Origin of the sequence: Prosthecobacter sp., assembly GCF_044236155.1 — a bacterium.
GTDB lineage: Bacteria > Verrucomicrobiota > Verrucomicrobiia > Verrucomicrobiales > Verrucomicrobiaceae > Prosthecobacter.
This window is the reverse complement of sequence record NZ_JBIIHA010000022.1, coordinates 1-24,567: the sequence shown is the minus strand read 5'-3', so window position 1 is coordinate 24,567 and position 24,567 is coordinate 1. Positions and strand designations below refer to the sequence as shown.

General features: G+C 62.9%; 21 protein-coding genes and 1 pseudogene. 17 read left to right on the top strand and 5 right to left on the bottom strand.

Translation table 11 applies throughout. The annotated features are described in order from the left end of the window. The first annotated feature begins 36 nt into the window (after positions 1–36). The 5 genes and pseudogenes from ACILSE_RS17100 (at position 37) to ACILSE_RS17080 (ending at position 7,810) form a co-directional block, all read left to right on the top strand. Positions 37–1,155, top strand: a complete 1,119-nt coding sequence (locus ACILSE_RS17100) for an efflux RND transporter periplasmic adaptor subunit (RefSeq protein ID WP_395718635.1) — start codon at positions 37–39, stop codon at positions 1,153–1,155. A 107-nt stretch (positions 1,156–1,262) separates the two neighbouring features. Beyond that, positions 1,263–4,349: pseudogene (locus ACILSE_RS17095) on the top strand (efflux RND transporter permease subunit); the annotation flags it as partial. Continuing rightward, complete coding sequence (locus ACILSE_RS17090) at positions 4,323–5,777, top strand: efflux transporter outer membrane subunit (protein WP_395718699.1); 1,455 nt, start codon at positions 4,323–4,325, stop codon at positions 5,775–5,777. The pseudogene ACILSE_RS17095 and the gene ACILSE_RS17090, both read left to right, overlap by 27 nt. Before the next feature lie 99 nt (positions 5,778–5,876). Further along, on the top strand, positions 5,877–6,428 hold the full coding sequence (locus ACILSE_RS17085) for an RNA polymerase sigma factor (protein ID WP_395718634.1): 552 nt from the start codon (positions 5,877–5,879) through the stop codon (positions 6,426–6,428). Beyond that, positions 6,425–7,810 carry a YfbK domain-containing protein gene (locus tag ACILSE_RS17080; RefSeq protein WP_395718633.1) on the top strand — a complete coding sequence of 462 codons (1,386 nt, stop codon included), beginning with the start codon at positions 6,425–6,427 and terminating at the stop codon, positions 7,808–7,810. Before ACILSE_RS17085 ends, ACILSE_RS17080 begins: the two co-directional genes overlap by 4 nt. Positions 7,811–7,834: 24 nt before the next feature. Here the strand turns inward: ACILSE_RS17080 and ACILSE_RS17075 are convergent, their stop codons facing one another. Further along, positions 7,835–8,650, bottom strand: a complete 816-nt coding sequence (locus tag ACILSE_RS17075) for a CHAD domain-containing protein (protein WP_395718632.1) — start codon at positions 8,648–8,650, stop codon at positions 7,835–7,837. Positions 8,651–8,925: 275 nt separating this feature from the next. Here ACILSE_RS17075 and trxA point away from each other — a divergent pair, with 275 nt between their 5' ends. After that, positions 8,926–9,255 carry a thioredoxin gene (gene trxA / locus ACILSE_RS17070; RefSeq protein ID WP_395718631.1) on the top strand — a complete coding sequence of 110 codons (330 nt, stop codon included), beginning with the start codon at positions 8,926–8,928 and terminating at the stop codon, positions 9,253–9,255. Positions 9,256–9,316: 61 nt separating this feature from the next. Here the strand turns inward: trxA and ACILSE_RS17065 are convergent, their stop codons facing one another. Beyond that, on the bottom strand, positions 9,317–10,396 hold the full coding sequence (locus tag ACILSE_RS17065) for a 6-phosphofructokinase (protein ID WP_395718630.1): 1,080 nt from the start codon (positions 10,394–10,396) through the stop codon (positions 9,317–9,319). A gap of 58 nt (positions 10,397–10,454) precedes the next feature. Then, entirely contained in the window at positions 10,455–11,423 is a 969-nt protein-coding gene (locus ACILSE_RS17060; RefSeq protein ID WP_395718629.1) for a D-alanyl-D-alanine carboxypeptidase family protein, read from the bottom strand. A 105-nt stretch (positions 11,424–11,528) separates the two neighbouring features. On the opposite strand from ACILSE_RS17060, the gene ACILSE_RS17055 reads away from it, so the two are divergent. The 3 genes from ACILSE_RS17055 to ACILSE_RS17045 all read left to right on the top strand — a co-directional run bounded on the left by ACILSE_RS17055 (position 11,529) and on the right by ACILSE_RS17045 (position 13,463). Continuing rightward, on the top strand, positions 11,529–11,948 hold the full coding sequence (locus ACILSE_RS17055) for a ketosteroid isomerase-related protein (RefSeq protein WP_395718628.1): 420 nt from the start codon (positions 11,529–11,531) through the stop codon (positions 11,946–11,948). 82 nt (positions 11,949–12,030) lie between these two features. Next, positions 12,031–13,080, top strand: a complete 1,050-nt coding sequence (locus ACILSE_RS17050) for a DUF3500 domain-containing protein (protein ID WP_395718627.1) — start codon at positions 12,031–12,033, stop codon at positions 13,078–13,080. A 14-nt stretch (positions 13,081–13,094) separates the two neighbouring features. Next, positions 13,095–13,463: a c-type cytochrome domain-containing protein gene (locus ACILSE_RS17045; RefSeq protein ID WP_395718626.1), complete on the top strand. Its 369-nt coding sequence runs from the start codon at positions 13,095–13,097 to the stop codon at positions 13,461–13,463. Here ACILSE_RS17045 and def read toward each other — a convergent pair whose 3' ends face one another. Next, positions 13,464–14,024 (bottom strand): peptide deformylase, encoded by a 561-nt coding sequence (def, locus tag ACILSE_RS17040; RefSeq protein WP_395718625.1) that lies wholly within the window; start codon positions 14,022–14,024, stop codon positions 13,464–13,466. Positions 14,025–14,118: 94 nt separating this feature from the next. On the opposite strand from def, the gene ACILSE_RS17035 reads away from it, so the two are divergent. The 6 genes from ACILSE_RS17035 (at position 14,119) to ACILSE_RS17010 (ending at position 22,502) form a co-directional block, all read left to right on the top strand. Further along, on the top strand, positions 14,119–15,354 hold the full coding sequence (locus tag ACILSE_RS17035; protein WP_395718624.1) for a nucleoside permease: 1,236 nt from the start codon (positions 14,119–14,121) through the stop codon (positions 15,352–15,354). Positions 15,355–15,372: 18 nt separating this feature from the next. Next, positions 15,373–15,996 carry a family 16 glycoside hydrolase gene (locus tag ACILSE_RS17030; RefSeq protein ID WP_395718623.1) on the top strand — a complete coding sequence of 208 codons (624 nt, stop codon included), beginning with the start codon at positions 15,373–15,375 and terminating at the stop codon, positions 15,994–15,996. 164 nt (positions 15,997–16,160) lie between these two features. Then, entirely contained in the window at positions 16,161–17,489 is a 1,329-nt protein-coding gene (locus ACILSE_RS17025) for a dipeptidase (protein ID WP_395718622.1), read from the top strand. An 80-nt stretch (positions 17,490–17,569) separates the two neighbouring features. Next, a complete protein-coding gene (locus ACILSE_RS17020) occupies positions 17,570–18,415 on the top strand; it encodes an EF-hand domain-containing protein (protein WP_395718621.1) in 846 nt (281 codons plus the stop codon). 112 nt (positions 18,416–18,527) lie between these two features. Continuing rightward, on the top strand, positions 18,528–20,480 hold the full coding sequence (locus ACILSE_RS17015; RefSeq protein WP_395718620.1) for a peptidoglycan D,D-transpeptidase FtsI family protein: 1,953 nt from the start codon (positions 18,528–18,530) through the stop codon (positions 20,478–20,480). A gap of 105 nt (positions 20,481–20,585) precedes the next feature. Then, on the top strand, positions 20,586–22,502 hold the full coding sequence (locus ACILSE_RS17010; RefSeq protein WP_395718619.1) for a transglycosylase domain-containing protein: 1,917 nt from the start codon (positions 20,586–20,588) through the stop codon (positions 22,500–22,502). A 26-nt stretch (positions 22,503–22,528) separates the two neighbouring features. Here the strand turns inward: ACILSE_RS17010 and ACILSE_RS17005 are convergent, their stop codons facing one another. Then, positions 22,529–23,344 (bottom strand): sugar phosphate isomerase/epimerase family protein, encoded by an 816-nt coding sequence (locus tag ACILSE_RS17005; protein ID WP_395718618.1) that lies wholly within the window; start codon positions 23,342–23,344, stop codon positions 22,529–22,531. A 76-nt stretch (positions 23,345–23,420) separates the two neighbouring features. Between ACILSE_RS17005 and ACILSE_RS17000 the strand changes: the two genes are divergently transcribed. Together ACILSE_RS17000 and ACILSE_RS16995 are read left to right on the top strand one after the other, a co-directional pair. Beyond that, positions 23,421–24,110, top strand: a complete 690-nt coding sequence (locus ACILSE_RS17000; RefSeq protein WP_395718617.1) for a DUF1573 domain-containing protein — start codon at positions 23,421–23,423, stop codon at positions 24,108–24,110. A 12-nt stretch (positions 24,111–24,122) separates the two neighbouring features. Next, positions 24,123–24,563 carry a rhodanese-like domain-containing protein gene (locus ACILSE_RS16995; RefSeq protein WP_395718616.1) on the top strand — a complete coding sequence of 147 codons (441 nt, stop codon included), beginning with the start codon at positions 24,123–24,125 and terminating at the stop codon, positions 24,561–24,563. Positions 24,564–24,567 lie beyond the last annotated feature (4 nt).

The window sequence follows — 24,567 nt, the reverse complement described above, 5'->3', positions numbered from 1 at the left end:
CGATTTCTCCTGGCTGCGTTTGTTTGCACTCCCCTCATGTCAGACTCCCGGCCGAGTGCCTCTTTCCGTTTCTTTGCCTTCCTCCTCGTCAGCGCCGCCGTGGCGGCCGGGGGCTGGATGTTTTTGCGGCAGCAGGGGCAGTCCGCCGCCGCCAAACCGTCCGCCGCGAAGGGGGCCGCGCCGGTTTTGACCGCGAAGGTGACGAAGGAGAACTACGCGCTCGATCTCGACGCCATCGGCACGGTGCGGGCCTTTGAATCCATCGACATCAGCCCGAACGTGACCGAGGCCGTCACGCAGATTTCCTTCAACGACGGCGACTTTGTCAAAAAGGGCACGCTGCTGGCGGCGCTGAGCGACGCGGAGGAGCAGGCGATGCTGGCGTCGGCGAAGGCCTCGCTGGCGGAGGAGGAGCGGGAGATCGAGCGCCTCAAAAATCTCGTCAAGGACGGCGCGGCGCCGGAGGCGCGGCTGGAGGAGCGCAAAACGCTCGCCGACATCGCGAAGCAGAAGATCCGCGAGGCGGAGGCCAGGCTCGCGGACCGCCGCATCACGGCCCCGTTTGACGGCTGGCTCGGCCTGCGCCGCATCAGCGTGGGCGCGCTCGTCTCCCCCGGCACGGTGATCGCCTCGCTGGACAAGATCGACGTGGTGAAGATCGACTTCGCGGTGCCGGAGACCTACCTGGGCAGCGTGAAGGAGGGCACGCTGATCACGGCGCGCACGGACACGGACCGCGAGCGCCGTTACGAGGGCAAGGTGTCGCATCTCGACTCCCGCATTGATCCGGTGACGCGCTCCATCCCTGTGCGCGCGGAGGTGCCGAATCCGGAGCTGGCGCTGAAGCCGGGCATGCTCGTCATGGTGCGCCTCGTGGTCGAGCCGAAGCTCTCCCTCTCCATCCCGGAGCGTTCCCTGGTGCCGGTCGGGTCGAAGGCGTTTGTCTTCACCATCGAGGCGGACAAGGCCCGGCGCATCGAGGTGAAGACCGGCCGCCGCAGGCCGGGTTACGTCGAAATCGCCCAAGGTCTGAAGGAGGGGCAGGTCATCATCGCCGACGGCCTCGTCGGTCTGCAGGACGGCGCGGCGGTGAAGGTGGCGGGCGAATACGGCGGCCCTGTGAAGCCGTTCAATCCCGAACAAACAGCCCAATGAGGAGCCGGGGAATGATGAATGAGGAATGCGGAATGACGAATGCCACGGCCGCGTGGCGGGCCGGGTCATGCATCCTTCATCATCCGTCATTGCTCATTTTTTAAGTCATGTGGCTCTCTGACACATCCGTGCGTCGTCCGGTGCTGGCGATGGTGATGAACCTGATCCTCATCGCCTTCGGCGTCGTGGCCTACACACGGCTGCCGGTGCGCGAGTATCCGGACATCGAACCGCCGATCGTGACGGTGGAGACTTATTATCGCGGCGCCTCGGCGAGCGTGGTGGAGCGCCGCATCACTCAGCGGCTGGAGGACCGCATCTCGCAGGTGGAGGCCATCAAGAACATCTCCTCCATCAGCACGGACGGCAAATCGGAGATCACCGTCGAGTTCAACCTCGGCCGCGATCTCGACGCGGCGGCGAATGACATCCGCGAGGCGATCAGCCCCATCCTCGCCTCCATGCCGGAGGAGGTGGAGCCGCCGAACGTCGGCAAGACCGAACTGAGCTCCGAGGTGCTGATGTACCTGAACCTCACCAGCGACTCGCGGACCACGCTGGAGCTGAATGATTATGCCGAGCGCTACCTTGTGGACCGCTTCTCGCGGCTGCCGGGCATCGCGCGAGTGCGCATCAACGGCGGATCGCGTTACGCGCTGCGGGTGTGGCTGGACCGCGAGGCCCTGGCCGCGCGCGGACTCACCGCGCTGGATGTGGAGGAGGCGCTGCGGCGTGAGAATGTCGATCCGCCCGCCGGCACGGTGCAGTCGCTCGACCGCCAGTTCACCGTGCGCCTGAACCGCCAGTATCAAAGCACGGAGGACTTTGAAAAACTCGTCATCGCCCGCGGGGAGAACGGCTACCAGGTGCGCCTGGCCGAGGTGGCGAGGGTGGAGCTCGGCGCGGACGAGGCGCGCACTGTCTTCAAAGGCAACCGCGTGCTCATGGTTTCCCTCGGCATGATCCGCCAGTCACGCGCGAACCCGCTGGAGGTGGCGCAGGCCGTGCGCGCCGAGTCGGAGAAGATCCGCGCCACGCTGCCGAAGGACATGCGGCTGGAGAACAGCTACGACATCAGCCAGTTCATCGAGGAGTCGATCCACGAGGTGTACCGCACGCTGGTCATCGCGCTCGTGCTCGTGGTGGCGATCATTTATCTCTTCCTCGGCAGCATGCGCGCCGTGCTGGTGCCGATGCTGGCCGTGCCGGTGAGCATGTTCGCCACCTGCATCGTGCTGATGGCGCTGGATTACTCGATGAACACTCTCACGTTGCTCGCGTTCGTGCTCGCCATCGGCCTCGTCGTCGATGACGCCATCGTGGTGCTCGAAAACATCCACCGCCGCATCGAGGAGGGCGAAAAGCCGCTGGTGGCCGCCTATCTCGGCACGCGGCAGGTGGGATTCGCCGTGGTGGCGACGACGCTGGTGCTCATGTCCGTGTTTGTGCCGGTGACCTTCATGCCTGGGGACACGGGGCGCTTGTTCGCGGAGTTCAGCGTGACGCTGGCGATCGCCGTGGGCTTCAGCGGCTTTGTGGCGCTGACGCTCTCACCGATGCTGGCCTCCAAAATCCTGCGCGGCCGTGAAGGGGACGGCCTGGTGGCCCGGCTGCTGCAAAAGGTCTTCGAGTGGATCCAGGGCGCCTACCGCAAGGTGCTCGGATTCGCGCTGAACTTCCCCGCCACGGCCTTTCCGGTCGTCGTTGGCATCACGCTGATGTGCTGGTGGCTGCTGAAGACGATGCCGGACGAGTTCACACCGCGCGAGGACCGCGGCTCGTTCTTCGTCACCGCCACGAGCCCGCCGGGCACCACCTTTGCCAGCACGCAGGAGACATTGAACGTGCTCAACGAGCGCGTGATGTACCTCGTCGAGGACACGAAGGAGGCGACGCGGGTGAACGCGCGCGCGCCGCGCAACTTCGGCAGCACGGCGGATTTCAACGAATCCATCGCCGTGATCACGCTCACGCCCTTCGGCACGCGGCGGAACGGGTTCGACATCATGAACGAGGTGCGGCAGAAGACCGCCGGCATGCCGGACGCGAAGGTTTCCGTCGTCATGCGCCAGGGCATGATGCGCGGCCTGAACAAGTCCCTCGAAATCGTGCTCAGCGGCCCCACCTTCGAGGAGCTGGCCGAGTGGCGGGACATCATCATGACCAAGGCGAAGGAAAATCCGCGCCTCGTCGGCTTTGACTGCGACTACCGCGACACGAAGCCGCAGCTCCGCGTCAGCATCAATCAAACGCGCGCCGCCGATCTCGGCGTCTCCTCCGCGAACATCGGCCGCACGCTCGAAACGCTGCTCGGCGGCCGCCGTGCCACGACGTTCATTTATCAAGGCGAGGAATACGACGTGATCCTCGAAGGCAGCTACGTGGACAAACGCAGCCCGCTCGACCTGAACAACATCTTTGTGCGCAGCGAGCGCAGCAAGGAACTCATCCCGCTGGCGAACCTGGTCACGATGGAGGAATTCGCCGACAGCGGCACGCTGAACCGCTACAACCGCATGCGCAGCATCACCTTCGACTCCGAGCTGGCCAACGGCTACAGCCTCGGCGAGGCCGTGGACTACATGGAGAAGCTGATCCAGGAAAACCTGCCCTCCAGCGCCGTGGTGGGCTACAAAGGCAACGCGCTCAAGCTCAAGGAGAGCAGCGGCAGCAGCGCGTTCATCTTCGCGCTGGCGATGCTCGTCGCCTTCCTCGTGCTGGCGGCGCAGTTTGAGAGCTTCGTGCATCCGCTGACGATCATGCTCACGGTTCCTGTCGCCGTGGCCGGCGCGCTGCTCGGTTTGCAGTTCATGGGCATGAACCAGAGCATCTACAGCCAGATCGGCCTCATCATGCTCATCGGCCTCGCGGCGAAGAACGGCATCCTGATCGTCGAATTCATCAACCAGCTCCGTGACGAGGGCGTGGAGTTCCGCGAGGCCGTGCTGCGCGCCAGCGAGCAGCGCCTGCGGCCCATCGTGATGACGGCGCTCGCCACCGTGATGGGCGCGCTGCCGCTCATGCTCGGGCAAGGCGCGGGTTATGAGACGCGCATGGTCGTGGGCGTCGTGGTGGTGTTCGGCGTGTCACTGGCGACCCTCGTGACGCTGTTCCTCGTGCCGATGGTTTACGCCTTGATCGCGCAGCGCACCGGCTCGCCGCTGGATGTGACGCGCAAACTCGAATCCGAGCTCACGGGAGAGGAGCCGAAGGAGAGAACAAAGTATCCCGCGCTCATCCATGTGCTGCTGTTCGCCTTCCTGCTGCTGCCCTCATGCAATCTCGCGCCGAAATACTTCGCGCCGAAGCCGAACCTGCCGACGGAATTCAAAACCACCGGTCCATGGCGCACGGCGACACCACGTGATGGGGCGAATCGTGGCGACTGGTGGGGATCGTTCGGCGACGCGAAGCTCAACGCGCTGATGAAGCAGGCGCGGGCGGGCAGCCCGACGCTCGAACTGGCCATGCACCGCGTCACCGAGGCGCAGGCGCTCGCACGGGCGGATCGCGCCGGTTTGTTTCCGTTTGTGACGCTAAACGGCTCCGCCAACCGCGGCCGCGGCTCCGGCAACCTGCAGTTTCAGTTCGCCGGCGGCCGCACGCGCAGCCTGATGGGCGCGACGCTCGACTTTGACTACGAGCTCGACTTCTGGGGCAGGCTGCGGAATCAAAGCCGCTCCGGCGCCGCGAGGGCCGAGGCGGAGCAGGCCGATTATCAGAACGCGTTGCTGGGACTGCAAAGCGAGCTGGCGCTCAACTACTTCGCCCTGCGGACGCAGGACGCGCAGATCGCGCTGCTGCGGCGCACGGTCGAACTGCGCCGGAAAACGGTCGAACTGGCGCGCAAACGCTTCAACCAGGGCGACATCGGGCAGATCGACGTGGCGCAGGCGGAGACCGATCTCGCCGCGACGGAGGCGGAGGCGATCGGTCTGGAGAAAAGACGGGCGGAACTCGAGCACGCCATCGCCTTGCTGCTCGGCGTCACACCTTCCCGGCTCAGCCTGTCCGCGCATGAGATCAGCGGCGCGCCGCCGTCCGTCCCGGCCAGCGTGCCGAGTGATCTGCTCGAACGCCGGCCCGACATCGCCGGCGCGGAGCGGCAGATGGCCGCGCTGAACGCGGAGGTCGGCGTGGCGAAGGCCGCGTTGTTTCCGAGCTTGAGGATCGGCCTCACCGGCGGCACGCAGACGAGTTACTTCTGGAAGATCGCCGACGCGCCCAGCCGTGTGTGGGGTCTCGGCCCCGCCAGCGTCGAATGGCCGCTGCTGCGCGGCGGTGGCGTGCGCGCGAACATCGACGCGGCGAAAGCGCGCTACGACCAGGCCGCCGCGAGCTACAAGCAGACCGTGCTCGCCGCCATGCGGGACGCGGAGGACGCGCTGAGCGGACTTTCCATCCTGAAACGCCAGGCCGAGGCGCAGGCCGCCACGGTGGCATCGGCGCGCCAGGCGCTCGATCTTTCCCAAAAGCGCTACGACTCCGGCCTGGTGGCCTACTTTGAGGTGCTGGACAGCCAGCGCACGCTCCTGCGCGCCGAGCAGGAGGCCACGCGCATCCAAGGCGAGCGATTCCTGTCCGCCGTCCTGCTCATCAAAGCCCTCGGCGGCGGGTGGTGAGCGCAGATTGCGGTTTCCAAGGCGGAAATTGGCGTCAGATTTAAGTCTGTCCGGCCTAATTTCTCCCTGTGTCCGCCCGTTCCACCCCTGAACACACGCATGCCCGCCCCCAACGTCCAGGATGAAGCCTCGGTGCTGGTGCGGCGTGCGCTGGATCAGCATGAAAGCACGCTCATCGCCTACACAGCCGGCATTCTCGGTGGAGACATCGAGAAGGCGCGTGATGTCGTGCAGGACGCTCTGCTGCGGCTCTACCTCACGGAACCCGATCGTGTCCGAGAGAACCTCAAGTCGTGGCTTTTCACCGTCTGTCGCAACCGCGCCTTCGACATCCTGCGGAAGGATCACCGGCTCGACCTTGGCAACGACGAAGTCATCGAGGCCGCCACGGATCATGAGCTGGACCCCGCGCAGAGCGCCGGACAACAGGAGCTCTACGAGCAGATCTGGCGCTGCGTGGACCGGCTGCGGCCGAACCAGCGCGAGGTGGTGCGGCTCAAATTTCTCCACGACTGCTCCTACCAGGAGATCGCCGGCATCACCGGTCTCAGCATCGGCAACGTCGGCTTCATCATGCATCACGCGATCAAGAAACTGCGCGAGCTGCTCAGCCGCGACATGACTGAAGAACCTTCCCACACCCATTCATGAACCCGCAGGACAATCCCAACCTCACCGCCTACGCCCTCGGAGAACTGAGCGCGGAGGAGGCCCGCGAACTGCACGCCATTCTGGCCGCCACACCCGCCGCGGCTCATGAACTGGAGCAGATCGAGGCCGTGACCGACGCGCTGCGGCAGGGCGCGCCGATTCCGCAGGCGCGACTTTCGCACGACCAACGCCATGCCGTGCTGCACCCGGCGAACCTGCCGCGCCGCATCCAGCCCATGATGCCACGCAAGGCCGCGCCGCGCCCGCAGCCTGCCTTTTGGTCGGTGATGGGGAACGTGCTCAAGGCGGCGGCGGTGATCGCGCTGACGGGAGCGGCTTTCCTCGCGGGCTGGTCGTTCAGCCCTGTGGTGCAGGACGCGGCCAAGATCGCGGCGACCCCGCCGAAGACGCAGGACACGCCCAAGGTGGTGATCGCATCCAAACCGGAGCCGGTTAAAGAAATCAAAACCGAACCTGCCAGCACGCCCAAACTCGCGGTCGCTGAACCTGCGAAGCCGCAGCCGCAGGTGGAGGTCAAGGCGCCGCCGGTGGTGAAGGAGATCGTGGTGGTGAGCACGCCGGCCCCGGCCGCAGTGCCGGCGCCCTCGCCGAGTTTTGGCTTCACGATGCCTGCGGGGCATGGCGCGTTTGCCAGCACGACCAGGCAGCCTTCAGATCAGCTCAATCTGCGCCCCTCTTTGATCAAGCCCGCGCCGCAGAAGACGAAGGGAGAGATCTTTGCCTCCCCCCAGGCACCCAACGCGAAACCGGAAGCCAAGCCCGCTCGTGTCTCCGAGTTGTTCCTGCATTCATGGAAGGCGGAGGTCGCCTCCTGCCCTTGGAATCCTGCGCACCGCCTGCTGCGCGTCGTGGTCCAGCTCCCTGCGAACCAGCCGGCGGTCTTCTCCGCTGACACGGCCTTTCCTCTTCAGATCACCTTCGATACGGCCAATGTGAAGCAGTTCCGCAAGCTCAGCGAGCGCCACATCGCGGCCACAGGTCTGGACAGCGCCGGCACGCAGGTGCTGTGGTATGAATTCCAGCCGAACGGAGCCATGGATGCCGCGCGTGACCGTCTGATCGCAAACATGACGCTCCCGGGCGCGCGCTTCACAGCGCCGCTGGTGGGGCCGTTTGACAGCGGCGGCAAGATGCAGGTCATCGACCGCGGCTACTCGCTGCAAAACGCCCGCGAGGATTTTGTGTTCGAGTCCGCCGTGGTGGGTTTCGGCCTGCTGCTGCGCGGCGCGGAACAGACGGGCGAGCTGAACCACGATCTCGTGCTGAGTCTGGCGAAACAGGCGAAGGGCGCGGACACCGCCGGTGAGCGTGCCCGTTTCATCCGCCTCGTGCAGGATGCTCAGAAAGCGGCCGGCCTGTAAAAAACGCCCGCACATCGACAGGCCTCATGCGTGGCACCGTTCGCTGAAGCGCGCGTGGTGCGGGGCGTAGAGCTTGTGGCCGAGCGCGAGATACCGCTCGCGCAATTTGCCGCGATACTCGCCGATCACCTGGTGCCAGGGGCTGCGGCGCATCGAAAACGCGGGTTCGAGCGCGAGATTGGCCAGGTCCTGGTCACGCCCGAGAAGGTGGCCGAGACGTTGCGCGCGCCTGACGCGCCTGGCAGCTCCCGCCAGCCGGGGCAGGGCAAGTGTTTGGAAATACAAATCCTTCACCCGGTGCCGCCAGCGGTGGAGTGTTTCGCTGTCGCTCGATTCGCAGGCCTGTTTCATCAGGCGGCGGCCGCGGCGGTAGCAACGGAAGTGACGTTCCAGAATCTGCTCCTCAGACAAGGACTCGATGCAGGTGCTGTCGATGAGCAGGCCCAGCGCGTGCAATTGATGACGCAAAAACGAAGCGGGCGGGGGAGATGGCTGTTCCCCGGCGAGCCGAGGGCGGTGCCTGGGCGCGAGATGGAAGCGACGCGCGAGCTTGTCGATGAGCCTGCCCTGCACCACGCGGTCACGATTTCCGGCGCACGCGTTTTTGACGGCGCGGATGTGCAGGCGCATCGCCAGCATTGTCTGCTCCTCGATGCCGTCGGCGGCGAGCCTCAGCAGCGCGAGGAGTTTTTTCATGCGCACCCGCAACTGATGCGTGGCGATTTTCTCATACGATGCGAGCCGGGAGACGTCAGCCTGCGCGCGTTCGCAAAGCTGGTGCAGCAAACGCTTCAAATGCCGCCCGGTGAGGCTGCTGGTGAAGTCGCGGCTGCGTTTCATGGCTGTCACATTCAGCACGGAGGCCACGCGGGCGGCAAGAAAGAGTTTTTCACATTCGTGCTCGAAACATGCCGAAAAATGTGAGGAGCCTGTGAATTGTCCGAGCCGTTGGAATCAATGAAGCCAGTGAGATTGCCGTCACATTCCGCCTGCAGGCAAAAAAGCCGTTCTGGATGCCGGAAAAGCTCGGGAGAGGATGAAAACTTTCGTTGATTCGACAGCCGCCAATGCCAGCGTGGCCGTAATCTCACCTCAAACCCCACCCAAACCACATCATGGCCAGCGACGCAGTCCTTACCCTCACCGAAGCAAATTTCGACGATGAAATCTCCCTTTCCACCGTGCCTGTGATCGTGGATTTCTGGGCTGAGTGGTGCGGCCCCTGCCGCATGCTGGGCCCGATCCTCGACGATCTTGCGAAGGAACAGGCCGGCAAGGTCAAGATCGGCAAGGTGAATGTGGACGATGCGCCGAATCTCGCCGCGAAGTTCAGCGTGCGCTCCATCCCCATGCTCGTGTTTTTCAAGGATGGCGTGGCCAAGGAAACCGTCGTCGGCGTGCAGTCGAAAGACGCGCTGGCGAAGCGCCTCGCGGCCTTGGCTTGATCTAAAATGAGAAGGGCGGTGATGGGATCATCACCGCCCTACGGGATCAAATCTTCGGTCATCAACGATCTCCGAACGAGATGCCGATGGCGCGTGCTGCATTGACGATTTCGCTGTCTTTGGAGACGAGACGGAGCTGGTGCACGGCTTCCTCGATCGGCACGTCGCCGACTTGATACTGCTGATAGCTGACCATGCGGCCAAAGCTACCCTGCTGGATGAGGTCAACGGCTTTCGCGCCAAAGCGAACGCCGAGGATGCGATCGAGCGCGGTGGGAGCTCCGCCGCGCTGGAGGTGACCGAGGGTGCAGGCGCGCGTCTCCTTGCCTGTGGCCTTCTCGATCTGCTTGGCGACGTGGTCGCCGATGCCGCCGAGGCGGTCCTCGCCCTTCACGCCGACGCGCTCCTTGGTGAGCAACTCGCCGGACTCGATGCGAGCGCCTTCAGCCACGACGACCAGCGTGCTGTGATGGCCTGCGGCGTCGCGCTTACGGATGGCTTTGGCGACATCTTCGAAGTTAAAGGGAATCTCCGGCAGCAGGATGACATCCGCACCGCCGGCGATGCCGCCGTAGAGGGCGATCCAGCCCGCGTGGCGGCCCATGACCTCAAGCACGATGACGCGCTTGTGGCTTTCCGCGGTGGTGTGCAGGCGGTCGAGCGCGTCAACGACAGCGGCCACGGCGGAGTCGAAGCCGAAGGAGGTGGCGGTGGCCTGGATGTCGTTGTCGATGGTCTTCGGCACGCCGATGACAGGAACGCCCATCTGATAGAGCTGCAGGCCGGTGGTCAGGCTGCCGTCACCGCCCACGACGATGAGCGCGCCGACTTCGAGATGACGGAGCGTGCTCTTGGCCTTCTCGACGATCTCGACCGGGACCTGCGAGACATTGCCCTCGCCCACCTTGGCGACGAAGTGGCCTTTGTTCGTGGTGCCGAGAATGGTGCCGCCGAGCTTCATGATGCCGACGGTCCTTTCGGGAGTGAGCATCATGTAATCTCCCGGCGGAAGCAGTCCTTCGAAGCCGTCGCGGAAGCCGACAACCTCCCAGCCGTGGGTGTGTGCGGCGCCGACGACGCCATGAATGACCGCATTGAGTCCGGGGCAGTCCCCGCCACTGTTCAAGATTCCGATTCGCATGTTGGTTGTTGGGAGAAAGGGGTGAAGGATGTTTTCGTGAGGGGCTGGCGCTGCGTTTTCAGAAGTGATCCAGCATCTGCCGCTTGTCCGTGATAGGACGACCGGCGGCGAGCCAGCGGTCGTAAGCCGCCCAGCCTTGGTGCAGCAGGGTGCGCGCTTCTCCGAAAGGATTGGCCGAACCGAGCACGACGACGACCATGCGGTGGCGGTAGATGGCGCTGCTGTTGTCCGCCTGCACGACCACGCTGGAGGGTTTCTCCGCGGAGATGACCACGCAGCCGCCGGAGCGCTCCGTGTTGCCCGTTTTCACACCGTCAATGAGATCCACACCAAGAAGCTGGTTCGTGTTTTTCAACGGGACGCTGATCTGCTGTCCTCCTCGGTAGATCGTGATGTTCCGGCTGCTCTGGTTGGTGTAGAAACGCATCGCGGGGCGCGAGACGGCGTAGATCGAAATGCGGGCGATGTCCGCCGCGGTCGAGTAGGGCAGGGGGCGCGAGTTCTCCAGGCCGTGAGGGTTGGTGAAGCGCGTGCCGCGAGCCCCCTCCCGCTTCGCGAGCTGGTTCATCTGGCGGACGAACTCTTCCATCGGATGCCCGCCGCGCCCCAGCCGCGCCAGATGGTCGCGCCCGATGAAATCTCCCAATGTGATGGCGGCGATATTGTCGCTGCTCATCATCGTGGCGTAGATCAGGTCGCGCAACGTTGCCTGGTCACCGGGTTGCAGGCCGATGGTGCCGGAATCGGAGATTTGGAAGGCGTAGGAGGGCACCGTGGCCAGCACGCCGACGCCGACCTTCGAGGCCTCCGCCCAGTCCAGCGTCACCATCGCGGTGGCGATCTTCGCCAGGCCGCCCACCGGGCGCTTGGACTGTGCATTGCCGGCCACATGCACTTTTTTGTTGAAGGCATCCACGACCAGCACGGAGGACTGCGCCCGCAGAGGACAGGCATGCATGACAAACGTCGCGGAGAGGACAAAAAGCAATGCGCGGACACACTGCCGCGCCACGTTGGGGGAAAACATAAGCGCCGATGTATTAGCCGCGTGTCATGGCGCCGCAACCGTGGATTTCCGCGTGCTTTTTCGCCGTTGACGGCGCTTCCGCGCTGGATTCATCCTTAGATCATCATGCCCACGTCCCGGCAGCAAGCCCTCGCCACCATTCAAACCTATTACGACACCTTCAACACGGGTGACCGCGACGCGTTTCTCGGCCTGCTGGCGGAGGACGTCGCCCATGACATCAACCAGGGCGGCACAGAGCATGGAAAAGCGGCCTTCCGTGCCTTTCTCCAGCGCATGGACCGCTGCTATCGCGAGCAGGTGCGGGAGCTTGTCGTTCTCGCGAATGATGACGGCTCCCGTGGCGCGGCGGAGTTTTTCATCGAGGGCGAGTACCTCTCCACCGACGACGGCCTGCCGCCTGCAACCGGCCAGCGTTACCGCCTGCGTGTCGGCGCATTTTTTGAACTGCGAGGCGGGCTCGTGAGTCGCGTCACGAACTATTACAACCTCGAGGAATGGCTCCGTCAGGTCGGCGCCAAGTGAGCGGCGCATTCCTGCCCACCTATTCTCTCGTCGGACGAGGCTAAGCAAGAATGCGGGCTTCAGGACGGTATTGACACCCGCCATGAACTCACATCCCCGCCCAACGCCGTCGTTTTGCCCCGAATGTTCCGAACATGTCACACCACTGGCCGGTTTCGGCCGACGTGATTTCATGCGTGTGATGACCGGTGGCGCGGCGGGCCTAATGGGCGGCGCTGCGGTGCTGTCTCCTGCCACGAGCCGTGCTGCGGCTCCGCGCACGGCGAAACCGGCGGAGGAACTGGTGCGGGAGCTTTTCAGCACGCTGACGGCGGAGCAGAAAACCGCGACTGTGATGCCATGGGCGCATGGCGCGGAGAGCGGAGTGCCGACACGTCTCAAGACGCACAATGCACCGCCGCTGGGCAAGAAGCTGGGCGAGCAATTCACGAAACCGCAGCAGGATCTCATCCGCCAGACCTTCAAGGCGATCCTTTCTGGAGACGACGCTTATGACCGCATCAGCCGTCAGGGGAAATGGGACAACTCCGGCTCGTTCGAGGGCAATGGCATCGCCATTTTCGGCGATCCGTCAGGCAAAGATCCCTTCTCCTGGGTGTTCGCCGGGCATCATCTGACGCTGCGCTGCGACGGGAACTCGCAGCCGAACACGGCCTTTGGCGGGCCGATGTATTACGGCCACTCGGCCAACGGCCACAGCGAGGTGAACGTTTACAACGACCAGACGCGGGAGGTGATGGGGGTGTTTGACATGCTCAACGAGGAGCAGCGCAAGCACGCGGTCATCGTCGGCTCTCCCGGTGACGGTGTGGGCGCTCTCAAGCCCAAACTCGTGGACAAACCGGCGACCGGTGTCGGCTATGGCGAGCTGGACGAGTCGCAGCGCAAGCTGGTGACCGGTGTGATGCGCAAGCTGCTCAGTCCTTTCCGCCAGGAGGACGGAGACGAGGTGATGCAGCTCATCCAGGGCAATGGCGGCATCGAGAAACTGCGTCTGGCCTTTTACAAGGACAACGCGGAGAAGGGCAACGACCGCTGGGATGCGTGGCGCATCGAAGGCCCCGGCTTTGTCTGGAACTACCGGGTGCTGCCGCATGTGCACTGCTTTGTGAACGTTGTCGGTCAGGCCTAGGCCCCCGGAAGCTGATGAGGCCCTGGCTTCAAGTCATCCCTGGCGTCCTGCTGGCTGCTCATGCCTGCGCGGCTGACAAACCGGCCCCGGTGCCAGATTTCCAGCGGGATGTGGTGCCGATCTTCGAGGAGAAATGCAATCGCTGCCACGGCGCGAAGCGCCGTGGCGGCAAACTCGACATGCGAACGATGGATTCGTTGCTCACCGGCGGTGACACCGGTCCTGCGATCAAGCCGGGCAACTCCAAGAAGAGCCTCCTGATCGAATTGATCCACCACAAGGAGATGCCGCCGAAAAAAGAGCGCACGTTCGTCACTGCGGAAGAACTGGACCTGCTGCGGCGCTGGATTGATGCCATGCTGGCTCAACCTGCGAAGAAGTGATCAATCGTCTTCTTCCCATTCTTCCATCAATCGGGCGAGCTTGCGCTTCATGCCGACTTTGGCGACGGCGTTCATGCGGTCGATGAAGAGGATGCCATTGAGATGATCGATCTCATGCTGGAAGGCACGGGCGAGCAGTCCGTCGGTCTCCACGGTCACCATTTTGCCATCGAGATCCATGTAGCTCACTTTGATCGCCTCGGAGCGGCGGATGTCGGCGCGCAGACGCGGGAAGCTGAGACATCCTTCCTCGCCGATCTCCTTGTCCTTGCCGAGTTCGAGGATGGGATTCATCAACACGATGGGCATGTGCTTCGGCATGTTCACCTTTTCACCATCCTTTTTCATGAAGGTGATGCAGTCAGGATTGTGCGAGACGTCAATGACCGCGAGTTGCAAATCGACCGCGACCTGCGGAGCAGCCAGGCCGACGCCATTTGCCTCTCGCATTGTTTCCAGCATGTCGGCGGCCAGGGTGCGGATTTCTGGCGTGATTTCCGTCACGGGACGGCACTTGGCGCGGAGCACGGGTTCGGGGTAGCGGACGATTTTGCGGACCATGCGGGCCATTATCACCGGCTTTCGCCGTGCTCAAGCGCGGGAGTGGTTTTGTCCTTGCCAAGATGAAGCCGTCTCCCTAGCCTCGCGGCCACTTATGACCGACTCCGCCGCCCAATCGTCCATCAAGTTCAAGCTCTTCCTCATGATGATCCTCGAGATCGCGATCTGGGGGGCGTGGCAGATCAAAATCTTCTCCTACATGGGCATGTTAGGCTTCAATCCCGACCAGCAGTGGCTGGTGGGCAGTTCCTTTGGCATCGCGTCCATCGTCGGCATCTTTTTCAGCAACCAGTTCGCCGACCGCAACTTCTCCGCCGAACGTTTCCTGGCCTTCAGCCATTTGATTGGAGGCATCGCGCTGATCGCCACTGCGTTTCAAACGAGTTTCTGGCCGTTCTTCGGCTGTTTTATCACCTACTGCCTGCTGTATGTGCCGACGATTTCGGTGACGAACTCGCTGGCTTTTGCCAACCTGAAGGATCCGGCGAAAGATTTCGGCTTTGTGCGCATGGGCGGCACCATTGGCTGGATCATCGTGAGCTGGCCGTTCATCTTCCTGCTCAGTGAGAAAGCCGGTGCTTCGGAGACAAAGTGGGTCTTCATCGTGGCGGGCATCATCTCCCTCGTGCTGGCCGCGTTCAGCCTCACGCTGCCGCACACGCCGCCGCGCAAGGATGTCGAGGGCATGGACAAGGTGGCCTGGCTCAAGGCGCTCAAGCTGCTGGCCAACCCCTTCGTGCTGATCCTCTTCATTGTGACCTTCATCGACTCCACCATCCACAACGGCTACTTTGTGGTGATCGACGGCTTCCTGCAAAAGGTGGGCATCTCGGCGAACATGAGCATGGTGGTCAGCAGCATCGGCCAGGTGGCGGAAATCGTGACGATGCTGATTCTGGGCGCTGTTTTGAAGAAGATCGGCTGGAAGATCACGCTCATCCTCGGCATTCTCGGCCATGCGGCCCGCTTCGGCATCTTCGCGTTCTTCGGCGCGCCGGAGAATCAGTGGCTCATCATCGCCGTCCAGGTGCTGCATGGCATCTGCTACGCGTTCTTCTTTGTGACGGTTTACATCTTCGTGGACGCGGTGTTCCCGAAGGACATCCGCTCCAGCGCGCAGGGATTGTTCAACCTGCTGATCCTCGGTGTGGGCATGGTGGTGGCGAGCAAGATTTTCCCGCAACTGCTGGCGAAATACACGACCAACGGCGTGGTGGACTACAAGCAGCTCTTCCTGGTGCCCACTGGGATGGCTCTGGCCGGCATTTTGCTGCTGGCGCTGTTCTTCCGCCCGCCGACCCACGGCCCGGAAGGCGAGGTGAAGCATTGATCTTCCTTACCGACCGCCATGAAGGCCGCCATCATATTCTGCCTCGCCCTCGCCACCACGCTCAACGCTGCGGACAAAAAGCCCAAGGCCATGAGATCGAAGGGCGATGTGCTTTTTACCGACGAGTTCAAGTCTGACAAGATTGACGAGAAATGGCAGCACGCGAAGGGGGCTGAGGCGGCGAAGTTTACCATCATCGACGGCGCTCTCGAAATGGACCAGCACTCCGCCAAGGCCGCGGTGATCTGGCGTGCGTTCGACGCGCCGGTGCAGGATGCGTCGATGCAACTGCTCATGCGCCCCTGGGCTTGCAACTGGATCGCCTTCGGCTTCTACGGCAATGGCGAGCGTGCGGTGGCGGAGCGGAAGCTCAACATCGCCGTGACCAAGAACGGCGGGGTGTCCGTGCGTGATGTGGAGAACCAGGACTCGCTGAAGGCGGTGAACACCAAAAGTGCGCCAGAGGAGTGGCAGCGCGTCCTCTTCGAGTCGAAGGGCGACAAGATCACCATTTCGGTCAACGACCGTGAGGTTCTGGAATACAAAACCGAGCTGACAGACGGCCCCAAGGCCGGAATCCTGCTGAATCTTTACGGAGGCAAGGGCAGCGTGGACGAGATCGAGGTGAAAGTGATCAAATGACGAAGCCTGAGCCGAGCCTGGCGATACAGACGACCAAAGGGAGCCTGAAAGGTGAGCGCAGCGAATCAATGGCGATGACGAACTTCCAGATGCCTCGGCAGCCGTCATTTGTGCTTCGACATTCATTCATCATTCGTTAATTCCTCGTTCCGCATTCTTTCACCATGAACCCACCCGGCCTCGACGATCTCCTCACCTGCCTCCGCTTTCCGTCCGTCTCCACCGACTCCACACGTCGCCCTGATGTCCGAGCGTGCGCGGAGTGGCTCTTGAGCAAGGTGCGCGGAATGGGATTGACCGGGGAACTGCATGAAACACCGGGGCATCCGGTGCTGCTGGCGAAGAACAAACACATCGCCGGTCGTCGCACCGTGCTGTTGTATGCGCATTACGACGTGCAGCCTGCCGAGCCGCTGAACGAATGGAAATCTCCCGCCTTCGAGCCGACGATCCGCGATGGACGGATCTTCTGCCGCGGTGCGACGGACAACAAGGGCCAGCTCATGGCCCATATGCAGGGATTGGCGGAGACTTTGGCTAAACAGGCCGATGTGCCGGTGAATTTGATCCTGCTGTTTGAGGGCGAGGAGGAAATCGGCAGCCCGAACTTGAAGCCGTTTCTGCAAAAGCACCGCGACGAGCTGAAATGCGATGTAGTGGCCATTTCGGACACAGGAATGGTCGCTCCTGGCGTCGGCACATTCACCTACGGTCTGCGCGGCATCGCCTGCTTGGAGGCGAAGGTGCATGGACCGGCGATTGATCTGCACAGCGGCATCTTTGGCGGAGCGGTGGCGAATCCTGTCACCTCCGTCGCACGCCTCACGGCAACGCTGCATGATGCCGAGGGCCGAGTGGCCATCGAAGGTTTCTACGATGGCGTACGCCCCATCGCGGACTGGGAACGCAAAGCTTGGGCCGAGTTGGGCGATGGTGATGCCGAGATGCTCGAACTCACCGGTTCGCCCGCATTGTTTGGCGAACCCGGCTACACCGAACGCGAGCGCCGCTGGGCGCGTCCGACGGCGGAGGTGAACGGCATCGGCGGCGGTTATCAAGGGGAAGGCTCGAAGACCGTGATCGGCCGCGAGGCGTTTGTGAAGCTCTCCTTCCGCCTCGTGCCTGATCAAGACCCTGATGTCATCTTAAAACGCGCGGAGGCGCACCTGCGGGCGCATTTGCCCAAAGGCGTGCGTCTTGAAATCAAACCCGGCCACACCGGCATGCCGTATCTGATGGACCCGCATTCAAATCTCGGTGCCGCGGCCCAGCGTGCGTTGAAGAGCGTCTTTGGCGACAAGATCGCGCTCATTCGTGAAGGCGGGAGCATTCCGATCGTGCAGGCGTTCAAGGACGTGCTCGGCGTGGACACGCTGCTGCTCGGCCTTGCCTTGCCGGACTGCCAGGCGCACGCGCCGAACGAGAATTTTCCCATCGAGAATTTCGCGGCCGGTGTGCGGCTCAATCAGGCGCTGCTCGCCGAACTGGCGTGATTTTTTAATGAAGTTCGCAACCAAGGCTCGTGGATGAGGTTTTTGGCGTCGTGCCATCCAACAACCAGCACACTCACGACATGAAACTCAAAAAAGCATTCATCCACGGCTTCAGCATTCTGAGCCTGACCTGCCTCGCCAGCGCTCAGGACGCTCCCAAAGGCCCTCCGCCTGAAGGCGGCCGTCCTCCTGGCGACAGACCTCAAGGCGGCCCTCCGGGCGGTGGTGATCCCGCGGCGCGTCTCGCCGAGTTCATCAAACGCGCCGACAGCGACGGCGACGGCAAGATCAGCAAGGACGAGTTCTCCAACATGGGCAAAAAAGAGAGCGAGGAGCGCTTCGGTCGCATGGACGCGAACAGCGACGGTTTCGTTGATAAGGAGGAGGTCGGCAAAATGGCTCAGATGATGCGTAATGCCGGCGGCCAGGGCCAGGGGATGCGTCGCCCTGAAGGCGGCCCTCCCGGTGGTTCTCCAGGAGGAGAAGGCGGCTTCCGTCGTCCCCCGGGAGGAGAAGGTGGTCGTCCTGAAGGCGGCCCACGCCCTGAGGGTGGCCCTCGTCCGGAAGGCGCGCCTGAAGGCGGCCCACGTCCCGAAGGCATGCGCCCCGGCGGCGAAGGCGGTTTCCGTCCCGGTGGTGACGGAGCCCCCCGTGGTGGCGGCATGTTTGGCGATCCCAAAGAAGCCTTCAAACGCATGGACGCCGACGGCAACGGCAGCGTCTCCGAAGAAGAGTACATCAAGGCCACCGAAAAATTGCGCGAGATGATGCGCAACCGTGGCGGGCAACCGGGCCAGCCTGGACAACCCGGCCAAAGCGGTGGTTTCCGCCGTCCTGAAGGTGGACCTCCAGGAGGAGCTCCCGGTGGCGAAGGCGGCTTCCGTCGCCCTCCAGTTGAAGGTGACAAACCCAAGGACGGAGCCTGATTAACCAGAGGCTTGTCTAACATGCACGAAGCGGGATGACCGAAAGGTTGTCCCGCTTTTGTTTGCAGGCAGAGGGGCTTGTGATGCGCCGGGAGAGGATTATGGATGGCGCATGGTCGCCGTCGTTGATTTCAGGCTCCAAAACGAGATCCACCTCTCAAGGTATTCGGTCCGTCTGTCGCTGTTTGCGCTGGCTGCTGGTGGCATGATCGCGGTGACATCATTCTCGCAGGCGCAGCAGGCTCCTGCCGCGGGTTTTGTGCCTGGCACTGGCTCGCGCACGGATGTGAAGCCTTTTTATTTTTCAATCCCGGCTCCCCGCGGGCAGATTCTGGACCGCAAGGGCCGTCCGCTGGCGCAAAACACCACGGTTCGTTATTTGCAGCTCACGGTGCCCGCCGCGCAGCGGAGTTCGCTTGAGACATACACCGCGTGGCTGGAAAAAGCCCTCGCAGAAATCAGTAAGGAGGTGCCCGCGGTGCGCATGCCGGACGCCGAGAAATTGAAACGGCATTTTGCCGACCGTCGTGAACTGCCGCTGACGGTGAGTGACCCACTCCCCCCTGAAACGGCCCTTGATGCGAAGAAGCATCCGAATGCCAACGTGCGCACGATGTATGCACGGCATTACCCTGAAGGGGACATGGCGGCGCATCTGCTCGGCTACGTCTCGGCGGATGGCGCTCCGCCTGCCGGTCCCATTTTGCGCGGAGAGCCGCTCTGGCAGCGCACGGGAGGGGCGGCTGGACTGGAGGCGGCATTCAACAAACAACTCACAGGCACCGACGGCACACTGTGCATCATGATGTCTGAAGCGGGTGCCGTCGCGTATGAGCAGGTCTTCGTCACGCCGGTGGGCGGTCGTGATGTCGTGACGACGCTCAATCTCGAAACACAACGTGCCGCGGAGGCCGCCCTGAATCAGTCCGGCAAAAGAGGCGCCGTGGTCATCGTGGACGCCTTCACCGGTGACATCCGGGCGATGGCGAGCAATCCACGCTTTGATCCGAATGCATTCGCGCGCGGCATTTCCAGCGGCGATTTCGCCGCGCTCACGCAGAACATCGACGGTCCGCTCTTTGATCGCGCTGTGCAGGGCAGCTATCCGCCCGGATCGGTCTTCAAACCCATCGTCGTGATGGCGGGATTGCGTGCCGGCACGGTGGACGCGTTTCGTGAGTTTGAATGCGGTCCCACGCTGATGATTGACGGACGCGAGTTCGACAACTGGTCCAAGGATGATCGCGGATGGTTCAATGCGCGCGCCGCCATCATCCGCTCATGCAACACTTACTTCTACCAGTCCGCCATGGTGACGCGTGACATGCCGATTCTCTACATGGCGCATGAGTTCGGCCTCGGACAGGCACCTGTGCTCCCGCTGAAGGCATCCGCAGGGCTGCTGCCAAGGCGCGCGCCCTCGAATCACGATCTCGCAAACCTCTCCATCGGCCAGGGCGTCACGGAGGCGTCCCCGCTGCAAGTGGCGATGATGATGGCCACCCTTGCGAATGGAGCCTGCCGTCCTCGTCCGCGACTCGTGATGCAGACGCAGTCCCAGAGCGGCCAGGTCGGTGATGTGACGAGCCCGGCGCGCGAAGCCCTCATTCCCGTGGGCGACGCGGACCTTGAGACCGTGCGACGGGCGATGTTCGGCGTGGTGAACCATGCGAACGGCACCGGCAAGGCCGCGCGATTGAAATACGTGCCCGTGTATGGAAAAACCGGCACTGCCCAGTGGGTTCTGCGTGGTGAGAAGGCCAATGTCGTCTGGTTCGCCGGTTATGTGGGCACCACTCCACCTCTGGCCTTCACCGTGACCATCGAGGGAAATGCCGGTCAGGGCGGTCTCTCGGGCGGCGGCACGGCGGCACCGGTCGTTGCGAAGGTGTTGCGAGACATCCAGGAGCGGCCAGCCATCCATGGTGTGAATTACGAGAAGATCGTCGTCCAGGAGGAGTCAGATCCTCTCACTGTTCCGCTGACGCCTGCATTCATGCTCGGCGCGCCACCGCCGCCTCCTGAAAATCCGGTCAGCGGCTTTTTCTCACGCCTCTTTCGCTGACTCGCCATGAAACGGTTTTTTCATAAGCTTCGTGACGGCTGGCGAAGGTGTCCGGCTTGGCTGCGCCGCCTGGGAGGGGTTTGCGCTGTGTTGTTTCTTATCGGCATGGTCGCCCTTGGCTTCGTCTGGCGCCACTATGCCGGCATTGCCGCCGCTTATGACATGGAGGCGCTGACGCGTGGTCAAAATGAGACTCTCATCGTGGATGTCAGAGGCGAGCTGATCGGAAGCGCCAGCGACATCGAGCGTGAGCCGGTCACGCTCCAGAACGTGCCGCCGCATCTCATTCAGGCCATCCTTGCCACGGAAGACGCCCGTTTTTACTCCCATCCAGGCTTCGACATCATCGGGCTCGCCCGTGCCGCCGTGGCGAACTTCACCTCGCACGGTATCCGGCAGGGCGGCAGCACCATCACCCAGCAGCTCGCGCGCAATGCCTTCGGTCTGCAGGGGCGCACATACGAGCGGAAGCTGACGGAGATTTTTCTGGCCATGCGCATCGAACGGGAGCGCACGAAAGACCAAATCCTCACCGGCTACCTGAACCGCATCTACCTCGGCCACGGCTGCAGCGGCGTGGGGGCCGCGGCGCGTTGCTATTTTGGCAAGGATGTGCGCGACATCACGCTCACCGAGGCCGCGACCATTGCCGGCATCATCAAGGCACCCGTGGCCTTTTCGCCCATCACCCAGCCGAAACTGGCCCGTCAAAAGCGTGATCTCACGTTGAGGCGAATGGTGGAAACCGGCGCGATCACCGAGGCGGAGGCTGCTGCCGCTATCGAACAGCCCGTTGTCGTGAGGTATGACAAGACCCGCGTTCGCACCGGCTACATGCTCGCTGCCGCTCGAGCGGAATTTCAACGCATGGGGCTCAAACCGGGCAGGCCGCCAAGCATGTCCATGACCTTGCGCCTCGACTGGCAGCAGCGCCTTGACGACATGATGCGCCAGCATCTGGACACGCTCGCGCCGAAGGACAAAAGCGGGCTGCAAGGCGCTGTGATCGTGCTGGACAACCGGACCGGCTCCATACTGGCCATGCAAGGCGGGCGCGATTTCACCACCAGTCCCTTCAATCGCGCCCTGGAAGGCGTCCGTCCGCCTGGCACGGCTCTTCTGCCGCTCGTTTATGCCTCCGCGCTCACTTTACAACCGGACAACACCGACGCGCCCATGATCGACGGACCGCTCGACAACAAGCTGGCCATGATCGGCGGCCTCGTGGGCACCTTGGGCGAGTGGGGGGCTGATGGCGAGCCGGTCGCATACACCGGCGGCACCATCACGCCCATGCAGGCCCTGCTGGAGGGGCGCACCGCCGCGACTGTCCGCCTGGGTTATCAGGTCGGCCTCGATCCGCTCCGGACCGCTCTTGCTTGCTGTGGGTTCACCACGCCGTTGCGTGCCGAGGCCGCGTTCACTCTGGGGCAAAGCCATGCGCGGCTCATTGAACTGGCCCGTGCCTTCACCGCCATCGCCAACGACGGGCGCCCGTGCTCGCTGCCGCATGTCCTGCTGGCATCCTCCTCGGCCCGCGGTGACGAGGTCTTTGCTCCCGCCGCGGCCGCGCATGTCCGCAACACCATGATCTCAGGCATGATGCGTCCCGAATACCGCAAGCCTCTCGTCGCCCGCAAGCTCGCGCAAAAAAGCATCGCAGGCTACGGAGGCATCACCTATGACCGAACCGATGCGTGGTTCATCGGCTTTGACCGTATCCTGACCTGTCTGGTGTGGATCGGGCACGACAAGGATATTCCGATTGATCCGAAGGCCACGGCTGCCACCGCGGCGCTTCCTCTCTGGGCCGCTGTTTTTGAAATGGTCACCGCCGGTCAGGCCAAGGGCTGGGATGCCCGGGCGAGCTCCGCCCAGCTCCTTGCCGTCCCGCTTCGTGCTTTGCCCATGGAGGATGAAGTCCGCGTCCCAGCCATCCCTCCCGCCTCTCCTCTGGTTCTCGGTCGTGATCCATACGGATCCGTTGAACCTGATCCGGTTCCGGCTCCAGAGGCTCGATAGGTGCCGGACAGACGCGGCCGGGAGCTTTAAACTCCCATCACCTGCTTCAGATAGGCGATGCTCTGCCGCGCAATCGTCGGCGCGTCCGGGGTGTAGTCGAAGACCTCGGTGGAGAGATAACCTTGGTAATTGGTCTCACGCAGCGCGGCGATGATCGGCTCGTATTTCACCTCGCCCTGGCCGGGGCCGCGAAGGTTCGGATCGTTGGTGTGGAAATGCACGGTCCACTCCTTGCTGTCGCGGATGATGTCCGCGATCGGCTTCGATTCGTCGCTCATCGCCTTCACATCGAGGTGCAGCTTGCAGGACGGATGATCGACGAGTTTGCAGAAGCGGATCGTTTCCTCGGCGGTGTTCAGGAAGTTGGTTTCCTTGCGCCCCAGCGGCTCCATGGCGATCACCACGCCGTATTTGCCGCATTCCTCGGCTACTTCGCGCACGCAATCAGCGGCGCGCTTGAAGGCATCCTCGTAATTCCACTCCGGCAGCAAATTCCGCGCCTTCGGACTGCCCCAGACCATGATGCGGCCACCCGTGGCGCCGCAGAACTGCGCCAGGTGCCGTCCGAACTTCGCTGTTTCCTTTCGCGGAAGAACATCCGGCGTTGTGATGTGAAACCATGTCGGCTTTGTCAGAAGCCAGTGCAGGCCGAGGATTTCGAGTCCGAACGACTTCGCCTTCGCGCACAGCGTCAGCGCCTCCTCGATGGTGAGTTCGCGAGGATCCTCCTTCAGGGTGAAGGGTGCCAGTTCGATGGCCTGATAGCCGGCGGCGGCCACGTCCTCGCACATTTTTTCAAAGGTCCAGTTCTGGTAGGTCTCGTTGCAGATTGCGAATCGCATAGGCGGGCAGAGTGGGCGGATGCCCCGGTCCGTCAACATGCTTGCATACCCGCAGGCAGTCCGTGTATGTTTCCACATGATTACCAGCCGTCTTGTCCTCCTCTTTTCAGCGTGCGCCGTGTTTGCGCATGCGGATCTCGTGCTCGACGTGCCGGTGGTCGAATTGAAACCCAAACCGGAGGACGAGGAGGTGGAGACCACCTTCAAGTTCCGCAACAAGGGCGACAAGACGGTGAAAATTCTCGGCCTCGAAAGCGCCTGCTCCTGCCTCAGCGCCGAGCTCGACAAGGCGGAATACGCGCCCGGCGAAATCGGCACAGGCAAGGCTTCCTTCAAGGTCTCCACCTTCGGCGGCAGGCATGAGAAATCCGTGCTGGTCAGCACCGATGACAAGAAGCAGCCGGAGTGGCAGATCAATTTCATCCTCGACGTGCCCGCCGTCGTGGACATCCAGCCCAAGACTCTGGAGTGGTTCGTCGGCGACAAGCCGGGCCCGAAAGCGAGCCTCATCCGCTTCACAGGCGACGAGCCGATGAAGATCATCAAAATCACGCCTCACCGCGAGAACAGCGTGGACTTTGAGTGGAAGGAGTTGAAGGAGGGGCGTGAATACCTGGTCACCGTGACTCCGAGATCCACAGAAGCGGTCATGATGAGCGCTCTGAAGATCGAGACGAGCAGCAGCATTGCCAAATACCGTAATCAGCTCGTCTTTTTCAGCGTCAGCCGCAAACCCGAGCCCGCCGCTGCCGCCAGCAAACCATAACAAGGCTGTCTCATGCTGATGAAATCCGTGCGTCAGGCGTTGATTCTATTTTTTATCGCGGTCGCTGCTGCCTTTGGCACGCATGCCTGGCATCCTCGTGCCCCGGCTTTGTATTTGGTGCAGGAACCCCTGCGGGATGACGAGGTCTCGATGCAAACCATTCAGGAACGCTGGAAAGGGGATGTGCTCTGGATCGACGCCCGTGTGCAGGAGCAGTTTGACGCCGGCCATGTGCCGGGCGCGCTGCTTTTAAACGAGCAGAAGTTTGAGGAGCAACTCGTCGGGTATCTCGACACCCTCCAGACAAACAACAAGCCGATTGTCGTCTATTGCAGCGCCGCGAAGTGTGACGCCAGCCGTCATGTGCTGGAGCGTCTCAAGCAACTGCTGCCGATCGAGAACGCCTTCGTGCTCAAAGGCGGCTGGAAGGCTTGGCAGGCTGCGGGGAAATAGAATT

Excerpts from the sequence above, each read along its gene's own strand:
- ACILSE_RS17100 (WP_395718635.1), top strand. The coding sequence starts at position 37 with ATGTCAGACTCCCGGCCGAGTGCCTCTTTCCGTTTCTTTGCCTTCCTC.
- ACILSE_RS17085 (WP_395718634.1), top strand. The coding sequence starts at position 5,877 with ATGCCCGCCCCCAACGTCCAGGATGAAGCCTCGGTGCTGGTGCGGCGT.
- ACILSE_RS17080 (WP_395718633.1), top strand. The coding sequence starts at position 6,425 with ATGAACCCGCAGGACAATCCCAACCTCACCGCCTACGCCCTCGGAGAA.
- ACILSE_RS17075 (WP_395718632.1), bottom strand. The coding sequence starts at position 8,650 with ATGAAACGCAGCCGCGACTTCACCAGCAGCCTCACCGGGCGGCATTTG.
- trxA (WP_395718631.1), top strand. The coding sequence starts at position 8,926 with ATGGCCAGCGACGCAGTCCTTACCCTCACCGAAGCAAATTTCGACGAT.
- ACILSE_RS17065 (WP_395718630.1), bottom strand. The coding sequence starts at position 10,396 with ATGCGAATCGGAATCTTGAACAGTGGCGGGGACTGCCCCGGACTCAAT.
- ACILSE_RS17060 (WP_395718629.1), bottom strand. The coding sequence starts at position 11,423 with ATGTTTTCCCCCAACGTGGCGCGGCAGTGTGTCCGCGCATTGCTTTTT.
- ACILSE_RS17055 (WP_395718628.1), top strand. The coding sequence starts at position 11,529 with ATGCCCACGTCCCGGCAGCAAGCCCTCGCCACCATTCAAACCTATTAC.
- ACILSE_RS17050 (WP_395718627.1), top strand. The coding sequence starts at position 12,031 with ATGAACTCACATCCCCGCCCAACGCCGTCGTTTTGCCCCGAATGTTCC.
- ACILSE_RS17045 (WP_395718626.1), top strand. The coding sequence starts at position 13,095 with ATGAGGCCCTGGCTTCAAGTCATCCCTGGCGTCCTGCTGGCTGCTCAT.
- def (WP_395718625.1), bottom strand. The coding sequence starts at position 14,024 with ATGGTCCGCAAAATCGTCCGCTACCCCGAACCCGTGCTCCGCGCCAAG.
- ACILSE_RS17035 (WP_395718624.1), top strand. The coding sequence starts at position 14,119 with ATGACCGACTCCGCCGCCCAATCGTCCATCAAGTTCAAGCTCTTCCTC.
- ACILSE_RS17030 (WP_395718623.1), top strand. The coding sequence starts at position 15,373 with ATGAAGGCCGCCATCATATTCTGCCTCGCCCTCGCCACCACGCTCAAC.
- ACILSE_RS17025 (WP_395718622.1), top strand. The coding sequence starts at position 16,161 with ATGAACCCACCCGGCCTCGACGATCTCCTCACCTGCCTCCGCTTTCCG.
- ACILSE_RS17020 (WP_395718621.1), top strand. The coding sequence starts at position 17,570 with ATGAAACTCAAAAAAGCATTCATCCACGGCTTCAGCATTCTGAGCCTG.
- ACILSE_RS17015 (WP_395718620.1), top strand. The coding sequence starts at position 18,528 with ATGGTCGCCGTCGTTGATTTCAGGCTCCAAAACGAGATCCACCTCTCA.
- ACILSE_RS17010 (WP_395718619.1), top strand. The coding sequence starts at position 20,586 with ATGGTCGCCCTTGGCTTCGTCTGGCGCCACTATGCCGGCATTGCCGCC.
- ACILSE_RS17005 (WP_395718618.1), bottom strand. The coding sequence starts at position 23,344 with ATGCGATTCGCAATCTGCAACGAGACCTACCAGAACTGGACCTTTGAA.
- ACILSE_RS17000 (WP_395718617.1), top strand. The coding sequence starts at position 23,421 with ATGATTACCAGCCGTCTTGTCCTCCTCTTTTCAGCGTGCGCCGTGTTT.
- ACILSE_RS16995 (WP_395718616.1), top strand. The coding sequence starts at position 24,123 with ATGCTGATGAAATCCGTGCGTCAGGCGTTGATTCTATTTTTTATCGCG.